This is a genomic window from Saccharothrix obliqua (genome assembly GCF_019375475.1).
GTDB classification, from domain to species: Bacteria; Actinomycetota; Actinomycetes; order Mycobacteriales; family Pseudonocardiaceae; genus Actinosynnema; species Actinosynnema obliqua.
This window is the reverse complement of record NZ_JAHXGQ010000001.1, coordinates 790,611-807,254: the sequence shown is the minus strand read 5'-3', so window position 1 is coordinate 807,254 and position 16,644 is coordinate 790,611. Positions and strand designations below refer to the sequence as shown.

At 73.3% G+C, this 16,644-nt stretch carries 11 protein-coding genes; 5 read left to right on the top strand and 6 right to left on the bottom strand.

The window, feature by feature from the left end:
- Window positions 1–28: 28 nt before the first annotated feature.
- On the top strand, window positions 29–3,748 hold the full coding sequence (locus KZQ38_RS03985; protein WP_219438435.1) for an ABC transporter ATP-binding protein: 3,720 nt from the start codon (window positions 29–31) through the stop codon (window positions 3,746–3,748).
- A gap of 230 nt (window positions 3,749–3,978) precedes the next feature.
- Here KZQ38_RS03985 and KZQ38_RS03980 read toward each other — a convergent pair whose 3' ends face one another.
- Window positions 3,979–4,461 carry an SRPBCC family protein gene (locus tag KZQ38_RS03980; protein ID WP_219438433.1) on the bottom strand — a complete coding sequence of 161 codons (483 nt, stop codon included), beginning with the start codon at window positions 4,459–4,461 and terminating at the stop codon, window positions 3,979–3,981.
- On the bottom strand, window positions 4,458–4,817 hold the full coding sequence (locus KZQ38_RS03975; RefSeq protein ID WP_219438430.1) for an ArsR/SmtB family transcription factor: 360 nt from the start codon (window positions 4,815–4,817) through the stop codon (window positions 4,458–4,460). Before KZQ38_RS03975 ends, KZQ38_RS03980 begins: the two co-directional genes overlap by 4 nt.
- A 392-nt stretch (window positions 4,818–5,209) precedes the next feature.
- Between KZQ38_RS03975 and KZQ38_RS03970 the strand changes: the two genes are divergently transcribed.
- The 4 genes from KZQ38_RS03970 (at window position 5,210) to KZQ38_RS03955 (ending at window position 11,300) form a co-directional block, all read left to right on the top strand.
- A complete protein-coding gene (locus KZQ38_RS03970) occupies window positions 5,210–8,920 on the top strand; it encodes a multifunctional oxoglutarate decarboxylase/oxoglutarate dehydrogenase thiamine pyrophosphate-binding subunit/dihydrolipoyllysine-residue succinyltransferase subunit (RefSeq protein ID WP_219438428.1) in 3,711 nt (1,236 codons plus the stop codon).
- Window positions 8,921–8,923: 3 nt separating this feature from the next.
- Window positions 8,924–9,106 (top strand): DUF6104 family protein, encoded by a 183-nt coding sequence (locus KZQ38_RS03965; RefSeq protein ID WP_219438426.1) that lies wholly within the window; start codon window positions 8,924–8,926, stop codon window positions 9,104–9,106.
- A 491-nt stretch (window positions 9,107–9,597) separates the two neighbouring features.
- The gene (locus KZQ38_RS03960) at window positions 9,598–10,869 is read left to right on the top strand and encodes an O-antigen ligase family protein (RefSeq protein WP_219438424.1); all 1,272 of its coding nucleotides are present in this window, start codon (window positions 9,598–9,600) and stop codon (window positions 10,867–10,869) included.
- The gene (locus KZQ38_RS03955; protein ID WP_219438422.1) at window positions 10,866–11,300 is read left to right on the top strand and encodes a hypothetical protein; all 435 of its coding nucleotides are present in this window, start codon (window positions 10,866–10,868) and stop codon (window positions 11,298–11,300) included. The genes KZQ38_RS03960 and KZQ38_RS03955 overlap by 4 nt, the downstream gene beginning before the upstream one ends.
- Before the next feature lie 6 nt (window positions 11,301–11,306).
- Here the strand turns inward: KZQ38_RS03955 and hutI are convergent, their stop codons facing one another.
- From hutI to hutU, 4 genes are read right to left on the bottom strand one after another with little or no spacing between them, the layout of a single operon-like run.
- On the bottom strand, window positions 11,307–12,449 hold the full coding sequence (gene hutI, locus KZQ38_RS03950; protein WP_219438420.1) for an imidazolonepropionase: 1,143 nt from the start codon (window positions 12,447–12,449) through the stop codon (window positions 11,307–11,309).
- Window positions 12,446–13,714, bottom strand: a complete 1,269-nt coding sequence (locus KZQ38_RS03945; protein ID WP_219438418.1) for a formimidoylglutamate deiminase — start codon at window positions 13,712–13,714, stop codon at window positions 12,446–12,448. Before KZQ38_RS03945 ends, hutI begins: the two co-directional genes overlap by 4 nt.
- Window positions 13,711–14,886, bottom strand: coding sequence for an allantoate amidohydrolase (locus KZQ38_RS03940; protein WP_219438416.1), 1,176 nt, complete (start codon window positions 14,884–14,886; stop codon window positions 13,711–13,713). Before KZQ38_RS03940 ends, KZQ38_RS03945 begins: the two co-directional genes overlap by 4 nt.
- Window positions 14,879–16,531 carry a urocanate hydratase gene (gene hutU / locus KZQ38_RS03935; RefSeq protein ID WP_219438414.1) on the bottom strand — a complete coding sequence of 551 codons (1,653 nt, stop codon included), beginning with the start codon at window positions 16,529–16,531 and terminating at the stop codon, window positions 14,879–14,881. The genes KZQ38_RS03940 and hutU overlap by 8 nt, the downstream gene beginning before the upstream one ends.
- Between the last annotated feature and the right edge of the window lie 113 nt (window positions 16,532–16,644).

The following is a 16,644-nucleotide window of genomic DNA, read 5'->3' as shown; positions in this document are numbered from 1 at the left end:
TGTCGGTCCGCAGACCTAATGTGGACGCGTGACGCGCACCCAGGGCTGGATCCGCCGACTCGCCTCCGCGTGCTGGCAGCACCGGCCGCTGGTGGTGACCTCGGTGCTGGCGGCCGTCGTCGGCGTCGGCCTCCAGGCGGTGTCGCCGTTGCTGGTCAAGGTCGCCGTGGACGACGCCACGGCGGGCCGCACCGACCGCCTGGCGTGGCTCGCCGCCGTGCTGGTCGGCCTGGAGCTGCTGACCTTCGGCACCGCCTTCCTGCGGCGTTACCTGGGCGGGCGGCTCGCCGTCGACGTGCAGCACGACCTGCGGCAGGCGGTGTTCCACGCCGTGCAGCGGCTGGACGGGCCGAAGCAGGACGCGTTGCGCACCGGCCAGGTGGTGTCCCGGTCGATCACCGACCTCCAGCTCGTGAACAGCCTCCTGTCGATGACGCCGCTCGCGTTCGGCACCGTCGTGTTCGCGGTGGCCGCGCTGGGCGCGATGTTCTGGCTGTCGCCGCTGCTGACGCTGATCGCGCTGGTGGTCGTGCCCGCCGTGGCGTTCGTCGCGGTGCGCACCAGGCTCACCCTGTTCCCGGCGACGTGGTCGGCGCAGCAGCGGGCGGCGGACGTGGCGCAGCACGTCGAGGAGACCGTGACCGGCGTGCGCGTCGTGAAGGGCTTCGGGCAGGAGGCGCGCGAGGTCGCGCGGCTGGAGAAGCGGGCGCGGACGTTGTTCGCGGAGCGGATGCGCGCCGCCCGGCTCGCGTCGCGGCCGGCCGCCACGCTCAACGCCCTGCCGTTCGTCGGGCAGGTCGCGGTGCTGGCGCTCGGCGGGTGGCTGGCGTTGCGCGGCGAGGTGTCGCTCGGGACGTTCCTCGCGTTCGCGACCTACGTGGCGAACCTGGTCGGCCCCACCCGGCTGCTGTCCAGCCTGATGGTGACCGCGCAGCTGGCCCGCGCGGGCGTGGAGCGGGTGTACGAGCTGGTCGACTCCCAGCCGGACGTGGTGGAAGGCGCGCGGGACGTGCCCGCCGGACCGGTGTCGGTGGAGCTGGACCAGGTGACCTTCGGGTACACGCGCAGCGAGCCGGTGCTGTCCGACGTGTCGTTGAAGGTCGCGCCCGGCGAGACGCTGGCCGTCGTCGGCACGGCGGGCTCCGGCAAGTCGACCGTGTCCCTGCTGCTGCCCCGGTTCTACGACGTGCACGCGGGCGCGATCCGGGTGGGCGGCGTGGACGTGCGCGAACTGCGGCTGGAATCGCTGCGGCGCACCGTGGGCGTGGTGTTCGAGGAGGCGTTCCTGTTCTCGGACACGGTCCGGGCGAACATCGCCTACGGCCTGCCCGACGCGTCCGACGAGCAGGTGGAGGCGGCGGCGCGGGCCGCCGAGGCGCACGGGTTCATCACGGCCCTGCCGGACGGTTACGACACCAGGGTGGGCGAACGCGGCCTGACGCTGTCCGGCGGGCAGCGGCAGCGGGTGGCGCTCGCCCGCGCCCTGCTGTCCGACCCGCGGGTGCTGGTGCTGGACGACGCGACGTCCGCCGTCGACCCGGCGACGGAGGCGGCGATCCACCGCACGCTGGCCGAGGTCACCGCGACCCGGACCACGATCCTGATCGCGCACCGGCGGTCGTCGTTGAGCCTCGCCGACCGGATCGCCGTGCTCGACGCGGGTGTCGTGGTCGACACGGGCACGCACGACGAGCTGACCGAGCGCTGCGCGTTGTACCGGGAGCTGCTGGCCGGGCCGGGCGAGGCGATCGAGCAGGTCGACCCCCGGGCCGATGCCGCGTTGGAGCCCGGACCGGACGGCGTGACGCCCGACCTGTGGCCGGAGACCGACGAGGACGAGATCGCGGTGCGGGCCGCCAACCGCTCGGTCGACTCGGCGCGGGCCGCGAAACCACGTGGTGGCGGCAGCACGTCCGCGCTCGTCGGCGGCACCCCGCCGACCCCGGAGCTGCTGGCCCGCGTGCACGCCCTGCCACCCGCGCACGAGGTGCCGGACCTGCGTGGCGAGGACCCGCGCGCGCCCGACCCCGGCTTCCGGCTGCGCGGCCTGCTGCGGCCGGTGCGGTGGGCCATGCTCGGCGTCGGCGGGTTGCTGCTGGTCGACGCGGCGCTCTCGGTGGGGCTGCCGAACCTGGTGCGGCTGGGCGTGGACGACGGCGTCGTCGGCGGGCGGGCGGAGATGCTGTGGCTCGCGGCGGCGATCGGGCTGGTGCTGGTCGGCGCGGGGTGGCTGTCGGCGGCGGCGGGTACCGTGCTGACGTCGCGGATCGGCGAGCGGTTGCTGTACCTGCTGCGCGTGCGCAGCTACGCCCACCTGCAACGGCTCGGGCTCGACTACTACGAGCGCGAGATGGCCGGGCGGATCATGACCCGGATGACGACGGACGTGGACGCGTTGTCGAGCTTCCTCCAGACCGGGTTGACGACGTTCGTGATCAGCGTGCTGACCGTGGTCGGCATCGCGGTGGCGCTGGTGGTGACCGACCCGTCGCTGGCGCTGGTGGCGCTGGCCGTGCTGCCGGTGCTGGTGGTGGCGACGGTGGTTTTCCAGAAGCTGTCGTCGCGGGCGTACGCCGAGGCGCGGGAGCGGGTCAGCGCGGTCAACGCCGACCTCCAGGAGAACGTGTCGGGGCTGCGCGTGTCGCAGGCGTACACCAGGGAGGCGCGGTCGGCCGAGGCGTTCGCCGAGCGCAGCGACGCGTACCGGCGGTCCCGCATCCGGGCGCAGCGGTACATCGCGACGTACTTCCCGTTCCTCGCGCTGCTGTCGGGGGTGGCGCAGGCGGCCGTCCTGGTGGTGGGCGCGTACCGGGTGGCGGAGGGCGCGTTGTCGCCGGGCGTGCTGCTGGCGTTCGTGTTGTACCTGGGGCTGTTCTTCGCGCCGCTGTACCAGTTGTCCGGCGTGTTCGACGGGTACCAGCAGGCGCGCGTCGGCCTGGTGCGGATCGGCGACCTGCTGCGGACGCCGACCAGCGTGCCTGCCGCCGAGCACCCGGTGCCGGTCGAGCGGCTGCGTGGCGAGGTGGTGCTGGACCACGTGACGTTCCGGTACCCCGGTGTCGAGCGGGCGGCGTTGGCGGACGTGTCGCTGCGGGTCGCGCCGGGTGAGACGGTGGCGCTCGTCGGCGAGACCGGCGCGGGCAAGTCGACGCTGGTCAAGCTGGTGGCGCGGTTCTACGACGTGGTCGAGGGCCGGGTGCTGGTGGACGGCGTGGACGTGCGGGACTACGACCTGGCGGCGTTCCGGCAGCGGCTCGGCGTCGTGCCGCAGGAGGCGCACCTGTTCGGCGGGGACGTGGCCGAGAACGTGGCGTACGGGCGGCCGGGTGCGACGCGGGCCGAGGTCGAGCGGGCGGTGCGCGCGGTCGGCGCGCTGCCGGTGGTGGCGGCGCTGCCCGCGGCGTTCCGGCAGCAGGTCGGCGAGCGCGGGCAGGGGCTGTCCGCGGGTCAGCGGCAGCTCGTGGCGCTCGCGCGGGCCGAGCTGGTGCAGCCGGAGCTGCTCCTGCTGGACGAGGCGACGGCCGCGCTGGACCCCGCGACGGAGTCCGCGGTGCTGGCGGCCAACGAGCACCTCGCCGGGGCGCGGACGACGTTCGTGGTGGCGCACCGCCTGGCCACGGCGGCGCGGGCGGACCGGATCATCGTGCTCGACGGGGGGAAGGTCGTGGAGGAGGGCACGCACGCCGACCTGCTCGCCGCCAACGGCCGCTACGCCCGGCTGTGGTCGCACAGCACGGGGTCTCACTGAGCCCGGCGAACCGCTCGGGCGGCGGTGCGGGGCACCCACCCGGCAGGTCGGCGCCCCCGCACCCGGTGCCGGCGGTCGGCCGGCCCCCGGCGAGGCGGGCCGGTGCCGGCGGTGCCCGAACCGCCGACACCGGGCCGACCCGCCCCCGGACACCGGGCCGACCCGGCACCCGCCGGGCCGGCCCGCCCTCGGACACCGGGCAGGCCCGGCACCCGCCGGGCGGCCGGTGCTCAGGAGGCGAGCAGCTCGTCCAGCTGCTGGTACCCCTCGTCCACGCCCGAGGCCATGCCGCTGGCCACGGCCCCGTCCCGGTTCTCGATCGTGTCGAACACGGTCAGGCTCCGCAGGCGGGTGCGGTTGTCGCCGAGGTCCTCGAAGAAGATGGTCTCCAGCGCTACCGCGTCCGGGTATCCCTCGAAGGTGAAGGTCTGCACGATGCGCTCACCCGGCCGCACCTCGTGGAACGAGCCGTAGAACCTGTACTCGCCGTTGTCGTCGCGGTGCGAGTACCGGTACGCGCCGCCGGTCACCGCTTCCCAGTGCTTGATGTCCATGGTCAAGCCGCGCGGACCGAGCCACCGCTTCACCAGCTCGGGCTCCGCGTGGGCGCGGAACACCGCGGCGGGCGGCGCGTCGAACTCGCGGACGATCTGGATCGTCGGCAGGTTCGGGTCGGTCGTGATGACGACCTCGCGGTGGGTGGTGCTGCTCATGATGCTGCTCCTCGCTGTTGGTCTTCCGCCCGGTTGTTGTCGTCCATCTCGGCGAGCACGGCGTCCAAGCGCTGGTAGCGCTGCTCCGCCTCCCGCCGGTACCGCTCGATCCACTTGGTCATCAGGTCGAACACCTCCGCTTCCAGGTGCACCGGCCGCCGCTGGGCCTGCCGGCTCCGACTGACCAACCCGGCGTCCTCCAGCACCTTCAGGTGCTTGGACACCGCCTGCACGGTCACGGCGTAGGGCTCGGCCAGCTCGTTGACCGTCGCGTCCGCGACGGCCAACCGGGCCACCATGTCCCGCCGAATGGGGTCCGCCAGCGCCGCGAACACCCGCGAAAGCCGGTCTTCCATACCCGCTCCCTCACTCAACCGCGCGGTTGAACAAACCGTAGGACTCAACCGCCAGGTTTGTCAACCAAAACGTTGAAAACGCAGTACAGATGGTCCGTACGGACCTCCGCACCCTGGATTCTCACTCGACGTGCCGTCCGCGACCCGGGCGGTCACACTCAACGGGGGCGACCCGCCGAAGCCCCGGACGCGCGCGGCCGGGCCGGACGTGCCCGGGTCGACACCTCAAGAACAGCTCAAGCACCCATAACGGGACCGATGTCCGGATCGATCCTGTGAGGGAGCACTCGTTGCCCGAGCCCTCCTCCGTGTGAAGTGCACCAGACGGGGGACTAGCCTGACCATGAGTGAGTCAACACCAAGAGCGAGATGGATAGAGGCGAGCGCCAGCCGTGTCCAGCAGCAGTCCTGCTTCACAGTTCGGCCCCAATGAGTGGCTGGTCGAGGAGATGTACGAGCAGTTCCTCGCCGACCCGTCGTCGGTAGACCCGGCCTGGCACGACTTCTTCGCCGACTACAAGTCGACGCAGCGGTCCGGCAACGGCGCCGCGGCGGAGGCCGGCTCCCCGACCGCGAGCAACGCGCCGGCGAACAACGCGCCGGCGGCCACCGCGACGGCCACCAAGCAGCCGCCGACCCCGTCGAAGCCCGCGCCGAAGGCCGCCCCGCCGAAGACGACCGCGCCGAAGACCACGACGCTGCCGCCCACGAGCAAGCCCGCCCCCGCGCAGGCCGCGAAGGCCGCCCCGGTGCAGCCCGCCGCCGGCGACCAGCAGAAGCAGCTGCGCGGCGCCGCCGCCGCGATCGCGAAGAACATGGAGCTGTCGCTCACCGTTCCGACCGCGACCAGCGTGCGCGCCGTGCCCGCCAAGCTGCTGGCGGACAACCGCATCGTGATCAACAACCACCTCAAGCGCACGCGTGGTGGCAAGGTCTCGTTCACCCACCTCATCGGCTACGCCGTGGTCCGGGCGCTCCAGGCGTTCCCGAACCTGAACCGGCACTTCGCCGAGGTCGACGGCAAGCCGTTCGTGGTGACGCCGGAGCACGTGAACTTCGGCCTCGCGATCGACCTGCCCGGCAAGGACGGGTCCCGGTCGCTGGTGGTCGCCTCCATCAAGGGCTGCGAGAACATGACGTTCACGCAGTTCTGGCAGGCGTACGAGGACCTGATCCGCAAGGCGCGCGGCGGCTCGCTGACCGCCGAGGACTTCTCCGGCACCACCATCTCGCTCACCAACCCGGGCACCATCGGCACCAACCACTCGGTGCCGCGCCTGACCGCGGGTCAGGGCGCGATCATCGGCGTCGGCGCGATGGAGTACCCGGCGCACTTCCAGGGCACCAGCGAGCAGGCCCTGGTCGAGATGGGCGTCAGCAAGATCATCACGCTGACCTCGACCTACGACCACCGCATCATCCAGGGCGCGGAGTCCGGCGAGTTCCTCAAGCGCATCCACCAGCTCCTGCTGGGCGAGGACGGCTTCTACGACGACGTCTTCACGTCGCTGCGGCTGCCGTACGAGCCGATCCGCTGGGTCGCCGACATCCCCGAGGGCGCGGTCGACAAGACCGCCCGCGTCATCGAGCTGATCGACGCGTTCCGCACCCGCGGTCACCTGATGGCCGACACGGACCCGCTGAACTACCGCCAGCGCAGCCACCAGGACCTGGACGTCCTGTCGCACGGCCTGACCCTGTGGGACCTGGACCGGGAGTTCCCGGTCGGCGGGTTCGCGGGCCAGGAGCGGATGAAGCTGCGGGACATCCTCGGCGTGCTGCGCAACTCGTACTGCCGCACGGTCGGCGTCGAGTACATGCACATCCTGGAGCCGGCCGAGCGCCTGTGGATCCAGGAGCGGGTCGAGGTGCCGCACGAGAAGCCGCCGGCCACCGTGCAGAAGTACATCCTGTCCAAGCTGAACGCGGCCGAGGCGTTCGAGACGTTCCTCCAGACCAAGTACGTCGGCCAGAAGCGGTTCTCGCTGGAAGGCGGCGAGACGGTCATCCCGCTGCTGGACGCGGTGCTGGACAAGGCCGCCGAGCACGAGCTGGACGAGGTCGTCATCGGTATGCCGCACCGCGGCCGGCTGAACGTCCTGGCGAACATCGTGGGCAAGCCGATATCGCAGATCTTCCGCGAGTTCGAGGGCAACCTCGACCCCGGCCAGGCGCACGGCTCCGGCGACGTGAAGTACCACCTCGGCGCCGAGGGCAAGTATTTCCGCATGTTCGGCGACGGTGAGACGAAGGTGTCGCTGACCGCGAACCCGTCGCACCTGGAGGCCGTGGACCCGGTGCTGGAGGGCATCGTCCGCGCCAAGCAGGACGTGCTGGACAAGGGCGGCGAGGGCTTCACCGTGCTGCCGGTCGCGCTGCACGGCGACGCCGCGTTCGCCGGTCAGGGCGTGGTCGCCGAGACGCTGAACCTGGCGCTGGTACGTGGTTACCGCACCGGCGGCACGGTGCACGTCGTGGTGAACAACCAGGTCGGCTTCACCACCGCGCCGGAGCACTCGCGGTCCTCGAAGTATTCGACCGACGTGGCCAAGATGATCGGCGCGCCGGTGTTCCACGTGAACGGCGACGACCCGGAGGCGTGCTACTGGGTCGCGAAGCTGGCCGTCGACTACCGGCAGACGTTCAACAAGGACGTCGTCATCGACATGGTCTGCTACCGCCGGCGTGGCCACAACGAGGGCGACGACCCGTCGATGACGCAGCCCGCCATGTACGACGTGATCGACACCAAGCGCTCGGTGCGCAAGATCTACACCGAGTCGCTGATCGGGCGCGGCGACATCTCCGTCGAGGAGGCGGAGAAGGCGCTCCAGGACTTCTCGTCGCAGCTGGAGCACGTCTTCAACGAGGTGCGCGAGCTGGAGAAGCACCCGATCAAGGCGTCGCCGTCGGTGGAGGCCGAGCAGCAGGTCCCGACCAAGCTGCCGACCGGCATCGACCGCTCCGTGATCGAGCACATCGCCGACGCGCACGTCAACCTGCCGGAGGGCTTCACGCCGCACCCGCGCGTCAAGCCGGTGCTGGAGCGGCGCGTCAAGATGGCGCGCGAGGGCGGCATCGACTGGGCGTTCGCCGAGCTGCTGGCGTTCGGCTCGCTGGTGATGGAGGGCCGCACGGTCCGGCTGGCGGGTCAGGACTCGCGGCGCGGCACGTTCGTGCAGCGGCACGCGACCCTGGTGGACCGCAAGCGCTCCGAGGAGTACACGCCGCTCCAGAACCTGTCCGACGAGCAGGGCAAGTTCATGGTGTACGACTCGGTGCTGTCCGAGTTCGCCGCGCTCGGCTTCGAGTACGGCTACTCGGTGGCGAACCCCGACGCGCTGGTGCTGTGGGAGGCGCAGTTCGGCGACTTCGTCAACGGCGCGCAGCCGGTCATCGACGAGTTCATCTCGTCCGGTGAGGCGAAGTGGGGTCAGCGCTCGGACGTCGTGCTGCTGCTGCCGCACGGCCACGAGGGCCAGGGCCCGGACCACACGTCCGGCCGCATCGAGCGCTTCCTCCAGCTGTGCGCGGAGGGCTCGATGACCATCGCCATCCCGTCCACGCCGGCGAACTACTTCCACCTGCTGCGCAGGCACGCGCTGGACGGCGTGAACCGCCCGCTGGTGGTGTTCACCCCGAAGTCGATGCTGCGCCTGAAGGCGGCGACGTCGCCGGTGGAGCCGTTCGTCGAGGAGCGCTTCCACTCGGTGATCGACGACCCGACGCGGCCCGACCCGGCCGGTGTCCGGCGCGTGCTGCTGTGCAGCGGCAAGGTCTACTACGAGCTGGCCGCCGAGCAGGAGAAGCAGGGCCTCAAGGACACCGCGATCGTGCGCCTGGAGCAGCTCTACCCGGTGCCCGCCCGGAAGCTGACGGAGGCGCTGGAGCGCTACCCGAACGCGACCGAGCTGCGGTGGGTGCAGGAGGAGCCGGCCAACCAGGGCGCGTGGCCGTTCCTCGGCCTGGCGCTGCCGGAGCTGCTGCCGCAGCGGTTCGCGATCAAGCGCGTGTCGCGCCGCCCGATGGCCGCGCCGTCGGCCGGCTCGTCGAAGGTCCACGAGGTCGAGCAGCGCGAACTGATCACGAAGGCGTTCGAGTAGGCGATGTACTTCACCGACCGCGGTATCGAGGAGCTGGAGGCCCGCCGGGGCGAGGAGGAAGTGACCCTCGCCTGGCTGGCCGACCGCCTCCGCGCCTTCGTGGACGCGCATCCCGAGTTCGAGACGGCCATCGAGCGCCTGGCCACCCACCTGGCGCGTGACGACCAGGACGACCCCGAGGACTGACCCCGTCGGCCTCACCGAACGCCCCCGCGAGCACCCGCTCGCGGGGGCGTTCGCGTTGGGGCGGGAGGACGCTCGGGGCGGCCGGGGGGGCGAAGCGGAGGCGGGGCGCTCGCGGCGGCAGGCGCTCGCGGAGGCGGGGCACTCGCCGTGGTCGGCGGCGGGGCCGCTCGTGGGGGCGGGGCGCGCGTGGGGGCGGGACACTCGCCGGCGGGCAGGGCGGTGGCGGGGGCGGGGCACTCGCGGGGCGGGGCGGTGGCGGGACGCTCGCCGTGGTCGGCGGCGGGGGCACTCGCGGGGCGGGGCGCGCGTGGGGGGCGGATGCGGTGGCCTTGAGCGCGAACGGTCCAGCGGTGCCTACCCCGAAGGGCGTGCCCACGCGCCGGGTGGCGCAATTCCGCCCCGGCGGGTGGAAAACGGCTCATCCGGCGCGTCGGCCGTCGATACGATCCGCGCTGTCCCCGCACGGGGGCCTGGTCTGGGGAGGCCGGTGCATGGGGGGCTCGACGGGCGTCGCTCGCGCTGTGCCGCGCCAAGGCGACGCGCTGCCGCTGCCGCTCCTCGTGCTGCTCGCCGCCCTGTCGGCGGCCGTGGTGGCGCAGGGCGGGTATCACCTGCCCGGTCGCGTGCTCGCCGCCTCGGTCACGGGGCTCGCCCTCCTCCTGGCGCTGCGCACCCGCCCCCGGCTCACGCCCGTCATGGCCGCGTGCGCCGCGCTCGCGTTGTGGGCCGTGGTGCGCGGGACCGCGAGCGGCACGCCGTGGGCGACCGTTGCGGCCGTGGGGGTGTTCGCCGCCGCGGCTTACGTGGCCGAACGCTCGGACGCCCGGCAACGGGAGTTGTGCGCGTCGGTCCTGATCGGCATCGGCACCCTGGCCGCGCTCACCGGGTGGGCCGCGGTGGTGTGGCGTATCCCCTCGTGGTCGACGGTGGCCGAGGGGCTGACGCGCGCCTCCTCCACGCTCACCTACCCCAACGCCCTGGCAGCGCTCTGCGCGGCGACGGCCGTGCTCGCCGTGGCACGCCCCTCCGCACCGCACACCGCCGCCGCGTCCGTCCTGATGACGGGCCTCGGCGCGACGTTGAGCCGAGCCGGTGCGCTGGCGTTGCTCGTCGGCCTGGTCGTGCTCGGCCTGCTGGGCTCGTGGCGGCGGATCGCGCCACCCGTGCTGGGCGCCGCGGTGGCGGTCGCGGCGTTGTCGCCCTCGTTCCCGGTCGGCCCGCCGTCACCGGTCGTGGCCGTCGCCGGGCTGGTGGCCGGGGTGGCGGTCGCGGTGGGCGCGGCGCGGCTGCCGCGGTCGGCCGCCGTCGTCCTGGTGGTCGGCGCGGCCTCGTTCGCCGCCTTCGCGGGCCGGCTCGGCGGGCGGTGGTCGTTGAGTTCGCCGGACCGCACGGGCGCGGCCGGCGCGGCGCTGGACCTCGTGCGCGCGAACCCGCTGTTCGGCGTCGGCCCCGGCAACGGCTGGTTCACCTTCCTCCGCGACGGCCACTCGCGCGTGATGCGGTACGCGCACGACGAGTACCTCCAGGTGCTGGTGGAACTCGGCGCGATCGGCCTGGCGCTGCTCGGCTGCGTGCTCTTCGCGGTGTTCCGCGCGGTGCGGCGGCGCACCGGCGGGCCGTGGGCGGGCGCGGTCGCCGCCCTGGCCGTGCTCGCCGTCCACAGCGGCTTCGACTTCCTGTGGCACCTGCCGGTGACCCTGCTGGTCGCCGGCGTGTGCACCGGGCTCGCCACACCCGTCCACACCTCGGAGGAGCACCCGTGAACAAGATCAGACCCGCCCACGCGCTGGCCATCACCGCCGTCGCGGCGGGCGCGCTCATCGCGTCCGCCCTGCCCGGCAGCGCGGAGGTGGGCGCGCAGTCGCCCTCGGTGGGCGCCCTGCGCGTCCTGTCCCCCGCCACCGTCCTCGCCGACGGCGCGGCCCTGGCGGTCCAGGTCTCGTTCGTGTGCCCGCAGGGCGTCAACGCCCACGTCAGCACGCAGGTCACCCAGCGCGTGAACAACGCCCTGGCCACCGGCAACGGCAGCACGAGCATCCCGTCCTGCACGGGCAGCACCCAGTACGCGACGGTCAACCTGCACGCGAGCGGCAAGCCGTTCCGCAAGGGCACGGCGTTCGCGTCCGGCTACCTGAGCGTCCCGCTCCCCGGCGGCCCGTACACCGACCACCGGGAGATTCAGCTGGAGAAGTGACCCCGGTCAGCGGACCCGCTCACCCGCGCGCCACACGGCCGCGGTGAGCGGGACACCCGGCCGGTAGGCCAGGTGCGTCGCGCTCGGCGCGTCCAGGACGTGCACGTCGGCACGCGCACCCGGCGACAGGTGACCCACGTCGTCCCGGCGCAGGGCGAGCGCACCGCCCCTGGTCGCCGCGTGCACGGCTTCCTCGACAGTCATCCGCATCTGGAGCACGGCCGTCGTCACGCAGTACGCCATGGACGTCGTGTACGAGCTGCCCGGGTTGCAGTTGCTGGCCAGCGCGACCGTCGCGCCCGCGTCGAGCAGGGCACGCGCGGGCGGCAGGGCCTGCCGCGTCGACAGGTCGCACGCCGGGAGCAGCGTGGCGACGGTGTCCGAGCCCGCGAGCGCGTCGACGTCGGCCGCCGACAGGTAGGTGCAGTGGTCGACGCTCGCCGCGCCGACCTCCACCGCCAGCCGCACGCCGGGCCCTTCGCCGAGCTGGTTGCCGTGCACCCGCAGCCCCAGGCCGCGGGCGGCGGCGGCGTCCAGCACCGCCCGCGACTGGTCGACGTCGAACGCGCCCCGCTCGCAGAACACGTCCGCCCACCGCACGTGCGGCGCGACGGCGTCCAGCATCTCACCGCACACCAGCGCCACGTACTCGTCGGCGTCCGCGCCCGGCGGCACGAGGTGCGCGCCGAGGAACGTCGTCTCGTCGGCGTGCGCGGCGGCGACCCGGGCCGACCGCAGCTCGTCCGCGGTGGTCAGCCCGTAGCCGGTCTTGGTCTCCAGGAACGTGGTGCCCTGCGCGACGGCCTCCGCGAGGTGCCGCCGGAGGGTGGCGGCCAGCTCGTCGTCGGACGCGGCGCGGGTGGCGTCGACCGTGGTGGCGATACCACCCGCGCGGTAGGGCTGCCCGGCCATCCGCGCCTCGAACTCGGCGGTGCGGTCGCCCGCGAACACCAGGTGCGTGTGGCTGTCCACCCAGCCCGGCAGGACGGCCCGGCCCGCGGCGTCGAACCGGTCGTCGGCCGGTGGCGCGTCGGCCGCCGCGCCGACCCATGCCACCTGCCCGCCGTCCAGGACCAGCGCGGCGCCGGTGAGCCGCCCGAGGTCCGAGTTGGTGGTGAGTTCGCCGATGTTGGTGATCAGGGTGCTCATACGACCGCCTTCAGCAGCTTCCCGACGTCGCCGAGGGTTTCGTGGACGCCGTCGCGCGCCACCACCCTGCCGCCGGACACGACCACCCGCACGTCGGCCGCCGTCGCGGTCAGCGGCACCTGCTCCGGCGCGCTGCCCGCGGTGCGGACCGAGTCCAGGCCGACCGCGACCAGGTCGGCGGGCGCGCCGACCGCGATCCGGCCGCCGCCCGCCCAGCCGATCGCCGCGTGGTTGGTCAACGCGTCGACCAGCTCGGCCGGCGCGAACCGGCCGCGCTGCCCGGTGCGCAGGCGCTCGCCGTGCTCCAGGCCGCGTGCTTCCAGCAGCGGGTCCACCACGGCGTGCTGGTCGCTGCCCAACGACAGCGGGCTGCCCGCGTCGGACAGCTCACGCGCCGGACCGATGCCGTCCGCCAGGTCCGCTTCCGTGGTGGGGCAGAAGCACGCGCCGACGCCCGCCGCGCCGAGCAGCGATATGTCCTTTGTGGACAGGTGGGTGGCGTGGACGGCGGTGGTGCGCGGTGTGAGCGCACCCGCCTCGTGCAGCAGCTCGGTCGGGGTGAGCCCGTACGCCGCGAGGGTCTGCTCGTTCTCGGCCGGCTGCTCCGAGAGGTGCACGTGCAGCGGCCGGTCCGGGAACGCGCCCGCCACGACCGCCAGCTCCTCGCGGGGCACGGCGCGCACCGAGTGGATCGCCGCGCCGATCCGCGTGTTGTCGTCCTCGCGCAGCTCGGCGACCCGGGCCGCCCACCGCTCCGCCGTGCCGTCGGAGAACCGCTCCTGCACGCCCGACACGGCACGGCCGATGCCGCCCGCGAGGTAGCAGGCGTCCAGCAGGGTGATCCGGACACCGGCGTCGGCGGCGGCCCGGCGCAACGCCTCGCCCATCTCGTTGCCGCCGTCGTGCAGGTAGTGGAACTCGCCCACCGCCGTCACGCCGGCCACCGCCATCTCCGCGTACACCGCGCGGGCCAGGACGAGGTAGCGCTCCGGGGTGAGGCTCGCCGCGACCCGGTACATCTCGTCCCGCCACGTCCAGAACGTGCCGCCGCCACCGTGCGTCCGGCCGCGCAGCGCGCGGTGGAACGCGTGCGAGTGCGCGTTGGCGAAGCCCGGGAACACCATCCCGTACAGCCGTTCGCACCCCAGCGGAATCGTGTCCACGGTGGACACCTCGGTGATCGTGCCCGCGCGGTCCACGCGGACCAGGACGCGGGCCGCGACGCCGTCGGGCAGCCACGCGCGTTCGCACCAGAAGTTCTTCATCCGGCCAGCCGCTCCAACGCAGTCGCCAACGCCACCACACCCGCCGCGCAGTCCTCGGCCTCGGCGAACTCCTCGGGTGCGTGGCTGATCCCGGTCGGGTTGCGCACGAACAGCATGGCGGTCGGCACGTGCGCGGCGAGGATGCCCGCGTCGTGACCGGCGCCGCTGGGCAGCGAAGGCACGCCGCCCAGCACGTCGGACACCTCCGCCGCCAACGCCTGGTCGAACCACACCGTGTCGCCGTACGACTCCTCGGTCACCCGCAGGGCGCACCCCTCGTCGGCCGCCGCGCGCTCGGCCTCCTCGGTGATCAACGCGACCACCTCGCGGGTGCGCGCGTCGTCCTCGGCACGCGCGTCCAGCCAGACGTCCACCGACGACGCGATCACGTTGGTGCCACCGGGGTTGGGCACGAGCCTGCCCACGGTGGCCCGCGCGCCGCCGGTCGCGGCCCGCCGCGCCGCCAGCACCAGCCGCGACGCCGGCAGCATCGGGTCACGCCGGTCCTCGACCAGCGTCGCGCCCGCGTGGTTGCCCTCGCCGGTGAACGTGTACCGCCACCGGCCGTGCGCGAGGATCGACGCGGCCAACCCCACGGGCACGGTCAACCCGCGCCCCTGCTCCACGTGCAGCTCGACGAACCGGCCGATGGTCGCCAACGCCTCGTCGTCCCGGCCCATCCGCGCCGGGTCGAACCCGGCGGCACGCGCCGCCTCGCCGAACGTCACGCCGTCCGGGTCGGTCAACGCCGCCGCGCGGGCCGGGTCGATCGCGCCGGTGAGCAGCCGCGAGCCGAGGCACGCCACGCCGAACCGACCGCCCTCCTCCTCCACGAACACCACCACGGCGAACGGCTTCGCGGGTCGGAAACCCTTGGCCTGCAACAGGTCGACGGCCTGCAACGCGGACACCACGCCGAGCGGCCCGTCGAACGCGCCGCCGCCGGGCACCGAGTCCAGGTGGCTGCCGGTGACCACCGCGTCCGGACCCGGGGCGCCCCACCACGCCCACAGGTTCCCGTTGCGGTCGGGCCGCACGTCGAGCCCGCGCCGCCGCGCCTGCTCGGTGAACCACTCCCGCAGCTCCAGCTCCACCCGGTCGAACCCGTGCCGGGAGTACCCGCCGCGCCGCGGGTCGCGGCCCACGTCCGCGATGTCGACGAGGTCAGTCATGGCTCGCCATCGGGATCTTGACGCCCTTGGCCTCGGCCACGTCCTGCGCCTCCGGGTACCCGGCGTCCGCGTGGCGGATCACGCCCATGCCCGGGTCGTTGGTCAGCACGCGCTCCAGCTTGCGCGCCGCCAGCTCGGTGCCGTCGGCGACGGTCACCTGCCCGGCGTGGATGGACCGGCCGATGCCGACGCCGCCGCCGTGGTGGATGGACACCCACGTCGCGCCGGACGCCGTGTTCACCAGGGCGTTGAGCAGCGGCCAGTCGGCGATCGCGTCCGAGCCGTCCGCCATCGCCTCGGTCTCCCGGTGCGGGGAGGCGACCGAGCCGCAGTCGAGGTGGTCCCGGCCGATCACGATCGGCGCGGACAGCTCGCCGCTGGCCACCATCTCGTTGAACTTCAGGCCCGCGCGGTGCCGCTCGCCGTAGCCCAGCCAGCAGATCCGGGCCGGCAGGCCCTGGAACTCCACCCGCTCGCCCACCATCCGGATCCACCGGGCGAGCTGCTCGTCCTCCGGGAACAGCTCCAGGATCGCCTGGTCGGTCTTGGCGATGTCGGCCGGGTCGCCGGACAGCGCCGCCCAGCGGAACGGGCCCTTGCCCTCGCAGAACAGCGGCCGGATGTAGGCGGGGACGAAACCGGGGAACTCGAACGCCCGCTCGTAGCCCCCGAGCTGCGCCTCACCGCGGATGGAGTTGCCGTAGTCGAACACCTCCGCGCCGCGGTCCATGAAGCCGACCATCGCCTCCACGTGGGCGGCCATCGACTCCCGCGCCCGGTCGGTGAACTCCTCGGGGCTCTTCGCCGCGTAGTCCGCCCAGTCGGCCAGGTCGACGCCCTTCGGCAGGTACGCCAGCGGGTCGTGCGCCGAGGTCTGGTCGGTGACGACGTCCACCGGCACGTCGCGGCGCAGCAGCTCCGGCAGCACCTCGGCGGCGTTGCCGATCAGGGCCACCGACAGCGGGCGGCCGTCGGCCTTCGCCCGGAGCACGCGGTCGACGGCGTCGTCGATGTCGTCCGCGATCTCGTCCAGGTACCGGGTTTCCACGCGGCGGCGCGCCCGCTTCGGGTCGACCTCGATGCACAGGGCGACGCCCTCGTTCATGGTCACGGCCAGCGGCTGCGCGCCGCCCATGCCACCGAGCCCCGCGGTGACCGTGAGCGTGCCCTTCAACGTGCCGCCGAACCGCTTGCGCGCCACGGCCGCGAACGTCTCGTAGGTGCCCTGGAGGATGCCCTGGGTGCCGATGTAGATCCACGAGCCCGCGGTCATGTTGCCGTACATGGTCAGCCCGAGCTTCTCCAGCCGGCGGAACTCCGGCCAGTCCGCCCAGTCCGGGACCAGGTTGGCGTTGGCGATCAGCACCCGCGGCGCCCACTCGTGCGTGCGCAGCACCCCGACCGGCTTGCCCGACTGCACCAGCAGGGTCTCGTCGTCGGCCAGTCGGGTCAGCTCGCGGGAGATGGCGTGGAAGCAGTCCCAGTCACGCGCGGCCTTCGCCGTGCCCCCGTAGACCACCAGGTCTTCAGGGCGCTCGGCCACCTCCGGGTCGAGGTTGTTCTGCAGCATCCGCAGTGCTGCCTCGGTACCCCAGCTCTTGGCGGCCAGCTCGGTTCCCCGACGGGCACGGATCTTCGCGTTCATGGCATCTGCTCGTCTCTCCCGCGCGGTCGCGGGTTGTTCAACTTCGGTGTCTCTGAAACGACGGGGGCGTGAGCACGGCAGTGCCCACGCCCCCAGGTCATTTCGGCACAGCG